General features: G+C 42.5%; 9 protein-coding genes. 7 read left to right on the top strand and 2 right to left on the bottom strand.

Annotation, left to right across the window (positions count from 1 at the left end):
- Nucleotides 1-105: 105 nt before the first annotated feature.
- From HWQ44_RS26155 to HWQ44_RS26145, 3 genes are all read left to right on the top strand, one after another.
- Complete coding sequence (locus HWQ44_RS26155; RefSeq protein ID WP_292724745.1) at nucleotides 106-579, top strand: hypothetical protein; 474 nt, start codon at nucleotides 106-108, stop codon at nucleotides 577-579.
- 308 nt (nucleotides 580-887) lie between these two features.
- Entirely contained in the window at nucleotides 888-3488 is a 2601-nt protein-coding gene (locus HWQ44_RS26150) for a tetratricopeptide repeat protein (protein WP_292724743.1), read from the top strand.
- Nucleotides 3489-3646: 158 nt separating this feature from the next.
- Nucleotides 3647-3784: a hypothetical protein gene (locus tag HWQ44_RS26145; protein WP_292724741.1), complete on the top strand. Its 138-nt coding sequence runs from the start codon at nucleotides 3647-3649 to the stop codon at nucleotides 3782-3784.
- A 581-nt stretch (nucleotides 3785-4365) separates the two neighbouring features.
- On the opposite strand, the gene HWQ44_RS26140 is transcribed toward HWQ44_RS26145, so the two are convergent.
- Together HWQ44_RS26140 and HWQ44_RS26135 are read right to left on the bottom strand one after the other, a co-directional pair.
- Entirely contained in the window at nucleotides 4366-5022 is a 657-nt protein-coding gene (locus tag HWQ44_RS26140; RefSeq protein WP_292724739.1) for a (2Fe-2S) ferredoxin domain-containing protein, read from the bottom strand.
- 61 nt (nucleotides 5023-5083) lie between these two features.
- Nucleotides 5084-5341: an Asr1405/Asl0597 family protein gene (locus tag HWQ44_RS26135; RefSeq protein ID WP_292724738.1), complete on the bottom strand. Its 258-nt coding sequence runs from the start codon at nucleotides 5339-5341 to the stop codon at nucleotides 5084-5086.
- Nucleotides 5342-5894: 553 nt separating this feature from the next.
- Here HWQ44_RS26135 and HWQ44_RS26130 point away from each other — a divergent pair.
- The 4 genes from HWQ44_RS26130 to HWQ44_RS26115 all read left to right on the top strand — a co-directional run bounded on the left by HWQ44_RS26130 (nucleotide 5895) and on the right by HWQ44_RS26115 (nucleotide 12411).
- Nucleotides 5895-6449 (top strand): Dps family protein, encoded by a 555-nt coding sequence (locus HWQ44_RS26130; RefSeq protein ID WP_292724737.1) that lies wholly within the window; start codon nucleotides 5895-5897, stop codon nucleotides 6447-6449.
- A 589-nt stretch (nucleotides 6450-7038) separates the two neighbouring features.
- The gene (gene carB, locus HWQ44_RS26125; protein ID WP_292724736.1) at nucleotides 7039-10299 is read left to right on the top strand and encodes a carbamoyl-phosphate synthase large subunit; all 3261 of its coding nucleotides are present in this window, start codon (nucleotides 7039-7041) and stop codon (nucleotides 10297-10299) included.
- Between the two features lie 570 nt (nucleotides 10300-10869).
- Entirely contained in the window at nucleotides 10870-11826 is a 957-nt protein-coding gene (locus tag HWQ44_RS26120) for an RNA polymerase sigma factor, RpoD/SigA family (RefSeq protein WP_292724734.1), read from the top strand.
- A 240-nt stretch (nucleotides 11827-12066) separates the two neighbouring features.
- The gene (locus tag HWQ44_RS26115) at nucleotides 12067-12411 is read left to right on the top strand and encodes a DUF760 domain-containing protein (RefSeq protein ID WP_292724732.1); all 345 of its coding nucleotides are present in this window, start codon (nucleotides 12067-12069) and stop codon (nucleotides 12409-12411) included.
- The last annotated feature ends 203 nt before the right edge of the window (nucleotides 12412-12614 follow it).

Raw genomic sequence — 12614 nt, 5'->3', positions numbered from 1 at the left:
ACTATATTATCAAACCCAAAGTAGTCACTTAATTGTTCAAGTTATTTTTACATAAATCCTAACTTTGGGAATACTGAAATTAAGTACCCTAAAGGAGTATTAAAAATGGCAAAAAATAGGATCAGTGCCAGTTTAGCCCCAGCCGATAAAGAAGCAGTCATGCAGGCGATCGCTACAATTAAAGAAAAGTTACCATTTTTGGTTGATTTGACCCCCGAAGATCGGCGAACAATGCTGAAAATGGGAGATAAAAGCCGGGCTTTTGTCAGCAAAGCTTTAGAAGTGGCGACACAGAACCCTAACTTTTTGCCTCGTTACTTTGATTTAGAAGAGATGCGTCGGGACTTGGAAATATACGAGGACTTGTATCCGGTGCTGTTGTCTCTAACACAACTGCAAGAATTGGTAGATGATACCTGTATAGCTGCTGCTAGCGAAGCGTATGCAGCAGCATTAGCAGTTTATAGCTATGCCAAAGCTAGCGGAGATGTCACAGGTTTAGATGCAGTTATTGATGAGATGGGACGCAGGTTTAACCGCCGTTCTAAGAAAAAGCAACCCGAAACCGCAGCAAGCTAAAAATTAAAATAGGCAACTAATATAATTGCCTATTTGCTAAAATACACGTCATTTCTAAGGGCATAACATTGTTATGCCCTTTTCGTGTTTTAAAATCAAAACATTTTTGGAACCCGCGCAGGCGGGTTTTGTCTGTGTAGCCGCGACTTCCAGTCGCAAAGGCATTTTTAAGCCTCAGAAGGTCAACATCGAGCCTCAGAAGGTCAACGCATAAAAATTACCTAGAAAAATTTGGTAAATTCCGAAATACACCTTGTATATTTTGTAGTTATTTTGTAAACACTAGCACCTGAAAATTGAATCTTGTAATGAACCCACAAAACAAGCCCAAGAGTCTACAAGATATTCTTAAGCAGCGCCAACAATCAGGTTTTGTGGGTCGTGAAGACCAAGTAAATCAATTTCGCCAAAATCTGGCTTTACCATTAGAAGACAATCGCCGTCGTTTTCTATTTAACGTTTGGGGTCAAGGTGGAGTTGGTAAAAGCACACTGTTACGGCAGTTTCGCAAAATTGCCGACGAAGCAAAAATTATTTCGGCTTACATTGATGAAGCTGAAAAAACTGTACCTGAAGTCATGGGTCGTTTAGCTGAAGAGTTAGAACGCCAAGGTCACAAACTAACGCAGTTTAGCGATCGCTACAAAGTTTACCGCCAAAAACGCCACGAATTAGAAACCGATCCAGAAGCTCCTCAAGGCTTTTCCGCTTTTGTAGGGAAAACTATGGTAAAAACTGGTGTGCGTCTAGCGCGTCGAGTTCCCGTTGGCGGTGCTGTATTTGACTTTGTAGATGAAGATGCTTTCGCTACTCAAGCTGGAGAATGGGCATCTTATGTTGCCAAAAAAATAACAAATAAAAATGAGGTGCTATTAGTTCAAGAACCTGAAGAAGTTCTGACTCCGCTATTTTTGCAAGATATTTTAAAAATTGCTGAGAAAACTGGTGTTGTTTTGTTTTTTGATACCTATGAACGCACCGGAGAGTTCTTAGATAACTGGCTACGGGAAATTCTAGAGGGTCGCCACGGTGAAGTATCTCTCAATATATTGATAACGATCGCCGGTCGGCAGGAATTAGATAAAAATAATTGGGCCCCTTACGAGGGGTTAATTGTTCGTTTCCCTCTGGAACAGTTTACAGAAGAAGAAGCCCAACAATATCTAACTCGGAAAGGTATTACAGACAATCGCATTATTGAAGTGATTTTGCGCCTTTCTGGAAATTTGCCTCTGTTGGTAGGAATGCTAGCAGATGCTCATCCCAATGACCCTAACCAAGTAGTTGAGCCTAGCAGTAATGCTGTAGAACGCTTTTTAAAATGGGTTGATGACCCCAAGCGGCGACAAGTGGCGCTTGATGCTGCTATTCCACGGTGTTTGAATCAAGATGTTATAGCTCAGTTAAGAGGAGAACAAGAAGCAGATGAACTATTTACTTGGCTAAAAGAAACATCCTTTGTCAACGAACGCACCGATGGCTGGGCTTACCATGATGTGGTTAAAACGCAAATGTTACGCCACAAGCGCCTTTCATCGCCGCAAGGTTGGGCTGAGTTACATAGCAAGTTGGCAGAATATTACGACATGCTAGGTAAGGAATTGCAATTAGAACAAGTAAAAACTTGGCGAGATCAAACTTGGCAAAGCCATAAACTCAATGTTTTGTATCACCGCTTATGCCAATCACCACAAAAGTACTTACCTGTAGCTCTCAACGAATTTCTTGCTGCTCTCAAAAATCAACGGACTTTTGCCCAATATTGGGCAGCAACAATGCTTCAGGCTGGTAAAGATGTGGATTCTGCTGAAGTTCAGCGTTGGGGTGAGCAACTAGCCAATTGGTTAAAAACTTATGAAGACAAACGTTATGAAGCTGCGGCTGAAATGCTCACGACACTGTTAAGGGATGCTAGTCTTGAAGACAAATTACGTGCAGTAGCGTTAGATTGGCGTAGTTATATTTACTCTCAATCTAATCAATACTCAAAAGCTTTGGAAGATTTAACCCAAGCGATAAAGTTAGTACCTGAAGAAGTTGAGTATTTAACAGTTCGAGGTATTACTTACTGCCAAATGCAGCGCTACCAAGAAGCACTACTGGACTTTAACCGTGTTATTGAGCTTAACCCAAATTATCAATGGGCGATCGCTACTCGGGGTATCGCTTACCGCCTAATGAAACGCTACCAAGAAGCACTGCAAGACTTTAACCGTGCCATTCAACTCGACCCTAATGACCAATGGGCGCTGGCACATCGAGGTGTAATTTACTGCTTTATGCAGCGTTACCCAGAATCACTGCAAGACTTAAACTGTGCCATTCAACTTGACCCCAATAATCAATGGGCGCTGGCACATCGAGGTGTAATTTACCGCTGTATGCAACGCTATAATGAGGCACTGCAAGACTTTAACCGTGCCATTGAACTTGACGGCAATTTCCAATGGAAACCAGCCACGGGATTTAGGGGTTTTATTTACCAACAAATGCAGCGCTACCATGAAGCACCGCAAGATTTAGACCGCGCCATTGTACTTAACCGACATTACCAAGATGATTGGTATTTCTACGAGCGTGCTTTAACTTATTTAGTACTTAATCAATTAGACAAAGCACGGGCTGACTTGGCGCTTGCTATGAAGCTGGCTAAAGAGCATTACGAAAAAGATACTAAAAACTGGCGTAATGCCTTTAACTTAGCTCTTTACTATTTGGCTGCTCAATATAATCAACCAGCCGAGCAGTTATATCGGCATACCTTATCTCAAGGTGCTTCCTTAGATATCCGTATAGCAATCCAAATAGCAATCCAAGACCTGAATGGCTTTTTAACTGTGTTACCTAACCATGTGCAGGCTACATCTATGCGACAGTTGTTGCAGTCTTCTCTAACTGAGGTGATGTAATTTCCACTAAAAATATAAAGCGATCGCTTTTACAACTGTGCCTTTCTAATGAAAGGGTGTAAGCGTAGGCGTAGCCCGCCACTGGCATCACCAGTCAAATCTATTAATACCCTGAAATAAGAATCTAAAAAAACTCAAACCAAGCTTGGATGATTAAAATGAAACCAGCACACGAAAGAGAACAGTTAACTAAAGATATTAACGTACTGTTACATCAACCTTATGACAGTACTTTAGATGAAATTTACGCATTCTTAAAAAGAATTGATGATGTAGATGATAAAGATGAAAGTTAGCACAAGTCCTTCAAGCAACTACCGCCAAAAAGTAAACAAATAGTATTATTAGCCCTCGCAAAGCAAGGTGAGCAAAAGCGCAATTTTCGTATAGAGTACGCTCAAACCAAATTACGTAACTTGTGTGCTGAATGTGGCTTAGATTAGGAAAGTATGTCAGAAGATGAACGTGAGCCATTTATAGATGACTTGGTACATGAGGATAGACAGTGCTACCAATAGTTGCGATCGCTAAAGCCAATTACATAAAATATTAAGCGATCGCAACTACTACTTTGCCTTGCTTATGACAAATCGTAGGCGATCGCTTAATTTGAAACTCTTGCAAATACTTGGCAAAAGTCTAATGCCGAGTATTAATGGAACACACTTGAGAAAATATTATTAAACTTTCTCATTAAAATGTCAAGATTTAACTAAATAGGTGGGTGGGAAAATCCACAAGTACGTCATTGAGAGTGAAACGTATTCCTGCCAAGAAGCAAGCTATGCAGAGCATTTCTTAGAAAAGCAATCACAAAGATTTCAGCAATATTACATTTTGTTGCATAGTTACGTTTATTCATGCCTACCTACTTACTTCAGCAAAACTTGCCATTAAATATTGCCACGTCCCTTGAATTTTCAGGCTGTGCTGACAAACTCTTGTCACCAAAATGCTGATTCATCAACGCAGGGATTTGTGCCGCTTGAATTCGGCTATGGCGCGTTTTGTCTGGCATTACTAGGTTAGGCCCAGCTTTACAGTTTTTCATGCAAGCAGTGCCCTTGATTGTAACTTGGTCTTCTAAACCGCGATCGCTTAAAGCCGCCTCCAACGCTTGACAAACTCCTTTACCACCGCGTTTCATACAATCAGACTTTTGACACACCAAAATCGTGGCTTTAGTCTTAGCTGGTTTTACTTTGACATTATCAATAGATGGGGGTTCTTGTACTGGAGCGATCGTTTCAACTCTCCCTATCTCAGAACGCGCCGCCATAACCCGTTCAGCTTTCAGAGTGACTGTGCCATCCTTCAAATCATGCTTTTTATAACCAACAACTTGCAGCCAAGTCCCTGGTGGTAGCCGTAAATCAAAAGCAGCCCGTAAATGTTTAGCTAGTTTAATGTAAGACTCACCCTCATGAGTCCCCAGCATTATGCCTTTAAGCTTATAGCCATCTTTTATAACAAAATTTATAAATCTGCCCTCAAGGCAAAATTCTGATACTTCCATACTCTGAGATGCACCCATTCTTTTGACCTCCTTTTAACTAATACAACCTATCAAGCGAGATATTCTCAGCAGCTAAAAATTAGAACTGTTGGTAGCGACTTTGCCAGCAGCACTCAAGAGTCCAAATCTGGTCTTGACGAGAGGCTGTTAATCGCCGTATCACACTCCAAAGTTGAACAGCTGTCATAGGAGAGCCAATTTCAACTTTCAATGGCTGGTTAGCCGTACAACTACAGGGAATATCTAACTCCTTTAGGCGTTGATAGACTTGCCAGCGGTCTGCCCAATTCACCTCTACAAGGTGATTGCTTTCTATTTCTGAACTAAACGATTTCAAGAAAATTGCCCTCAAAGTGCAACAAACTTGCAGTAACTACCGCGATTTAACTCTCTGCTTTTTGAAAGTCTTAGGAGTGTAACCTCTTAAAACCAGCATACCTTAAGTGCAAACAATTCTCATTAATTTTAGAAAAAAAATAAAATTCTTGCAGTCATCCCATCAGGGAGATGAGGGGAACAAGGGGCAATACGCTTGGTGTTAGCCAGAAAAACCTTAATCTCCGTAGGTTGGGTTTCGTTTTTCAACCCAACCTACGATTATCCTTAACCGAAGCGTATTGGCACAAGGGGAACAAGGGAGATGAGGGAGATAATTCTACTCTGTCTTCCCCAGTTCCCCTAAACACATTTGAATTTGTATGTCAACAATAATAATAAATACATATAACTTGATGAGCATACCATAATCCAGCAAACAATAAACTTGAGACTTTTAGTAAGCAAAAATACAAAATATTGTGATGGCAAATTGCCTTGCTCTTATTATTAAAATGTTAATATGTAAAGAATAAGCAGTTAAAATCTATAACTGCTCAAAAGCGAGGAGAACAATGTCTGAAACGCAAACTGTGTTACGAAATTTTGGTCATGTATATGACAATCCCGTGTTGCTGGATCACAGCGTAACTGCTCCAGTTACAGAAGGATTCAACGTTGTATTAGCTAGTTTCCAGGCACTATACTTGCAGTACCAAAAGCATCATTTTGTAGTTGAAGGCTCAGAATTTTATTCTCTGCATGAGTTTTTTAACGAAAGCTACAACCAAGTACAAGACCATATCCATGAAATTGGAGAACGCTTGGATGGACTAGGTGGTGTGCCAGTAGCGACCTTTAGCAAATTAGCAGAATTAACCTGTTTTGAGCAAGAGTCTGAAGGCGTATATTCCTCTCGCCAAATGGTAGAAAATGACCTAGCCGCAGAACAAGCTATTCTTGGCGTAATTCGTCGTCAAGCTGCTCAGGCAGAGAGTCTAGGCGATCGGGGCACACGCTATCTGTACGAAAAGATTTTGTTGAAAACTGAGGAACGTGCTTATCATTTATCTCACTTCCTCGCGAAAGACAGCTTAACATTAGGGTTTGTCCAAGCTGCTCAAAGCTAAAACTCCCATAATCTAGATTTGTCTACCTAGACCGAAAGAAAAAGTTGGCCGTACTAACTCTTAAAATATTATAAAAAATGGCAGAAGATGGTATCTCTATCTCTCTGCCATTTTTAATATAAGTAAACATATTCACATAATATTTAATGTTGAAAATATTTAGCAATTAGCTAGTGAAAATAGATTTTTATCTAAGTAATCTATTTGTGCTGAATAAGCAGACAGATATATGCCAGAATAAATGATAATTTGTTGTAAGCTCTCATCAACTTAAATAATAAATATTCCCAAAAGCTTGAGAAGTTTGAGCATGACAATTAAATAAAATTAGAAATACAAAATAATTGTTGAGCATCGAGCATTGGCATGGGGCAAAACAGTTCCAAGTTCCCAGTTCTGACTAAAGAAGTGAGATTCCCTACTCAGCACGGGCTAAACCCTAGCTATTTGCTAACAGCACTCAGTACTGCTACTCCTCACTCTCCACTTTGTCATCAAACTTAGAAAACTTAATAATAAAAAGCACGACAGGGTGTAAAGACCCTTAAAATAATCAGGATTTGTATTCTCATACTCCAAGGCAACGACTATGCCCCGCCGTGACGACCTCAGGAAGATTCTACTATTAGGCTCTGGCCCAATTGTGATTGGACAAGCCTGTGAGTTTGACTACTCTGGCACTCAAGCCTGCAAAGCGCTGCGAGAAGAAGGCTATGAAGTGGTTTTGGTCAACTCCAATCCTGCAACGATTATGACCGACCCGGAAACGGCCGATCGCACTTACATTGAGCCGCTGACACCGGAATTAGTCGAAAAAGTCATCGAAAAAGAACGCCCTGATGCCCTACTACCGACAATGGGAGGACAAACCGCCCTCAACCTCGCCGTTGCTTTAGCCAAAAATGGTGTGCTGGAAAAGTACAGCGTTGAGTTAATCGGCGCTAAACTACCAGCCATCGAAAAAGCCGAAGATCGAAAACTGTTTGGTCAGGCAATGGCAAGGATTGGGGTAGCTGTGTGTCCCAGCGACACAGCCGAATCTTTAGAAGAAGCCAAAGCTGTTGCCCGCCAAATTGGTACTTATCCCCTAATTATTCGTCCAGCTTTCACAATGGGTGGAAGTGGCGGTGGTATTGCCTACAACCAAGAAGAATTTGAAGAAATGGCCCAGGTAGGTATAGATGCCAGCCCTGTTTCGCAAATTCTCATTGACCAGTCTTTACTCGGCTGGAAAGAATATGAACTTGAAGTGATGCGTGACTTGGCAGATAACGTAGTGATTATCTGCTCCATCGAAAACCTTGACCCTATGGGCATTCACACCGGGGACTCCATTACCGTCGCTCCCGCGCAAACCCTCACTGATAAAGAATATCAAAGGCTGCGGGATATGGCAATTAAAATCATCCGCGAGATCGGTGTGGAAACTGGCGGTTCTAATATCCAGTTTGCTGTCAATCCGCTGAATGGCGATGTGGTCGTAATTGAGATGAACCCCCGCGTTTCCCGCAGTTCGGCTTTATCTTCCAAAGCCACAGGTTTTCCCATCGCTAAAATGGCCGCAAAATTGGCTGTGGGTTATACCTTGGATGAAATTAAAAATGACATCACCAAGAAAACTCCGGCGTCTTTTGAGCCGACAATCGACTATGTGGTGACAAAAATCCCCCGCTTCGCTTTTGAAAAGTTCCCCGGTTCCGACCCAGTGCTGACAACCCAAATGAAGTCTGTCGGGGAAGCAATGGCAATTGGGCGGACGTTCAACGAATCCTTCCAAAAGGCACTGCGATCGCTCGAAACTGGACGTGCTGGTTGGGGTTGCGACAAAGCCGAAAAATTACCCAGTGGTGAACAAATTCGCGCTCAACTACGAACACCTAACCCCGATCGCATTTTCGCCGTGCGTCATGCCTTGCAGCAAGGGATGACCATTGAAGAAATCTATGAACTCACTGGTATTGACCGCTGGTTCCTGGATAAATTGCAACAACTGTTAGAGGTCGAAAAATTTCTGAAGCGGACACCCTTGCAGCAATTGACAAAAGAGCAACTTTATGAAGTGAAGCGGGACGGATATAGCGATCGCCAGATTGCTTATGCCACCAAAACTACCGAAGATGAAGTTCGCGCTTACCGCAAGTCATTAGGAATTATCCCAGTTTACAAAACAGTGGATACCTGCGCCGCTGAGTTTGAAGCATTTACCCCCTACTACTATTCTACCTACGAAGAAGAAACAGAGGTTTTGCCTGCAACCAAGCCAAAAGTATTGATTTTGGGTGGTGGCCCCAACCGCATTGGCCAGGGAATTGAGTTTGATTATTGTTGTTGTCACGCCGCTTATGCCTTGAAGGATGCGGGTTATGAGACGATTATGGTCAACTCTAACCCAGAGACAGTTTCGACAGATTACGATACCAGCGATCGCCTTTACTTTGAGCCTTTAACAAAAGAAGATGTTCTTAACATTATCGAAACTGAAAATCCAGTTGGGGTGATTATCCAGTTTGGCGGACAAACCCCGCTGAAGTTGGCTATTCCATTACAAGAATTTCTTAGCAATAACACTTCTGGACTGGTCACTAAAATTTGGGGTACATCACCAGATTCCATCGACATGGCAGAAAACCGGGAACGGTTTGAAAAGATTCTCCAACAGTTGAATATTGCCCAACCGCCTAATGGTATCGCTCGGAGTTACGAAGATGCGCTGATTGTTGCCAAACGCATAGGCTATCCAGTCGTGGTGCGTCCCAGCTATGTGTTGGGGGGACGGGCGATGGAAATCGTCTTTTCCGATGCTGAGTTGGAACGCTACATGACCTTTGCGGTACTAGTGGAACCAGAACATCCAATTTTAATTGATAAGTTTTTGGAAAACGCCATTGAAGTCGATGTCGATGCGATCGCTGATCATACCGGACGGGTAGTGATTGGTGGCATTATGGAACACATTGAACAGGCAGGAATTCACTCAGGAGATTCCGCTTGTTCCTTACCCTCCATTTCCTTATCACCAGCAGTTCTCAATCAAATTCGCACTTGGACAGTACAGCTAGCACAAGCGCTGTCAGTTGTAGGGTTGATGAATATTCAGTTTGCCGTTGTGGGTGCAAGCAGCTATTCTCCCCAAGTTTATATTCTAGAAGCTAATCCCCGCGCCTCCCGCACAGTCCCCTTTGTATCTAAAGCAACGGGCGTACAGTTGGCGAAATTAGCATCCTTGATTATGTCTGGCAAAACCTTAGAGGAGCTGCACTTCACTGAGGAAGTTATCCCAACCCACATTGCTGTAAAAGAAGCTGTATTACCCTTTAATAAATTCCCAGGAACTGATACAATATTGGGCCCAGAAATGAGATCCACTGGTGAGGTGATGGGGATTGATAGCGACTTTGGCCGGGCCTTTGCCAAAGCGGAATTGGGTGCTGGGGAGCGTTTACCACTGACGGGAACTGTATTTGTATCAATGAGCGATCGCGATAAAGCTGCTGCAAGTGGTGTGGTGAAGGAATTTATCGATTTGGGCTTTAGAGTGATGGCTACTCTTGGTACACGCCGAGTTCTTATTGAACAGGGGTTAAATATTGAATTAGTGTTAAAACTCCATGAAGGTCGTCCCCACGTCCTAGATGCGATCAAAAACCAGAAAATCCAACTTATTATCAACACACCATCAGGGGAAGAAGCCCAGACTGATGCAAGGTTAATCCGCCGCACAGCCTTAGCTTACAAAATTCCCATCATAACTACCATTGCCGGTGCAAAAGCTACCGTCGCCGCCATCCGTTCTTTACAAAATACGACTTTGGACGTAAAAACCATCCAAGATTACTGCGCGAAGGAGTAGCAATAGGAATTGGGGATTGGGGACTGGGGACTAGGAAAAAGTTTTTCAAATACTCAATCCCCATTACCCCTTATCCCCAGAGGGGGCCCCACCTTCCCTAATCCCAGAAAAATTAAACAATTGTTATAAGAGAATGAATATAGTTCTCATTGAGATACTTTAACAAATATGAGGAAAATTATTTGAACCAGATAATTTCTTAAATTGACTTCTAGTCAGTCTTAAGATAGAGGGCGACGTTGTATTAACTGGAACAACCAGGAAATTTAATGTCGCTATCTAGCCAAAACATTCTCATAAATGTTACAATTATTAATAAGATTCCCATAGAAAAATGTTTAAAAAGCGACCTTTTATCTAACCGTAGATACTTGTGAAAAATAGCAAATAACTGTAGTTTTAGCAGTTAAGAAGCCTAAATTTGATTATTATGAGCAGCCGAGTATCTCGGGCGCGTAAGTTGCAAACCATAGTATGTTTCCCAGTCTGACTGGGTAGCACCCTAATAAATAAAGCATCTATCCGTTAATGACCCTACCGCCAAACCTATCATTACCAAAGAGTAGCGCCATGAAGACCGCTCAGACAGCCACAGACCTCGTGCGGACTTACCTGCGTGAGATTGGCCGTGTGCCACTCTTAACCCACGAGGAAGAGATTTTCTATGGTAAACAGGTGCAACGTTCCTGCGCTTTGCACGAATCAAGGGAAAGTCTTGCCACCCAGTTAGATCGTCAACCGACTTTAGAAGAGTGGGCCAAAGCGACAAAGCTACAACCAGCAGAGTTGAACGAAGCGATCGCAGATGGTGAAATTGCCAAGCGCAAGATGGTAGAAGCCAATTTGCGCTTGGTAGTGTCCGTTGCCAAAAAGTACATCAAGCGCAACGTCGATTTACTGGACTTGATCCAAGAAGGTAGTATTGGTATGCAACGGGGTGTAGAAAAGTTTGACCCCACCAAAGGGTACAGATTTTCTACTTATGCCTATTGGTGGATTCGGCAAGCGATTACTCGTGCAATAGCCGAAAAAGCCCGTACCATTCGGCTGCCTATCCATATCACCGAAAAATTAAATAAGATTAAAAAAGCACAGCGCCAATTGTCTCAAAAGTTGGGACGCGCTCCAACAGCTGGGGAGCTAGCTCAAGAATTAGAATTGACTCCCAAACAAGTACGAGAGTATCTAGAAAAGGCGCGTTTGCCCCTTTCCTTAGATTTGCGGCTGGGTGATAACTACGACACCGAACTTGGAGAAATGCTCGAAGATCCAGGAGCATCTCCAGAAGAGTTCGTCATGCAATCTTCCCTGTCTTATGACTTAGATCGCCTGATGGGTGATCTCACACCACAACAGAGGGAAGTGATCACGTTGCGCTTTGGGTTAACTGATGGGCAAGCGCTGACTCTGGCTAGAATTGGTGAAATACTCAATATCAGCCGAGAACGAGTCCGGCAAATTGAGCGGGAAGCTTTAACTAAACTTCGCAAGTCTAAAGCCAACATGGATGAATATTTGGCAAGTTAGGGGAAGTTAGTAGTTAGGATTTAGGAGTGATGAGTTTTTAATTAACTCCTCACTCCTGACTCTATTTATTGGGGTGAGAAAATACGCTGACTTTTGTACGGTTACACCTACTTCCACTCTGACGCTAGGCTGTTACATTAGTTGACAGGAAGAGAAAATAACTAAGTCAAATCCAAAACAGACCTTTAATATTCAAATCACAAGCACCGCAGCCAATAGTGGTAGTTAAGGAGCTAAATAATGAGTAACCCATCCAATCGTGTCTCAGAATTTTTTAATAGCGAATCAGAAACTAACGATTTACTATGGCAATACGTTAAATCCTTGAGTCCAGAGGCCGTTACCCAGCTATCTAAACCCACGTCTGCGGAAGTCTTTCAGGTGATGGAACGGAATATTACAGGGCTATTGGGTAATCTACCTTCAGAACACTTTGGTGTTACTGTAACTACAAATCGGGAAAATCTGGGTCGGCTTCTTGCTTCTGCTATGATTAGTGGTTATTTCTTGCGTAACGCTGAACAGAGAATGAATTTTGAAATCGCTCTACAAGGATCTGAAACCAACAACAGCGAAGTTGACTAGAAATATAAAATTTGGGAAATTCAATATTGTTGGGCTGATAGCTAATTAAAGTTACGGCGATCCGAATTGAAAATAAGCGTCTGTGAACTGTTCGGAGCTAATTCCCAATTATGCATCAGCTAAATTTTTTTAACATATCCAAAATAGTCAGGACTTACGCAACTGTCACAAGCGATGGTGCGGCGCAGCCGCACCGAGCGCCA

The sequence above is a fragment of the Nostoc sp. JL34 genome (assembly GCF_017114945.1).
GTDB lineage: Bacteria > Cyanobacteriota > Cyanobacteriia > Cyanobacteriales > Nostocaceae > Nostoc.
The sequence above is the reverse complement of the archived record's forward strand: the minus strand, read 5'-3'. Positions and strand labels throughout refer to the sequence as shown.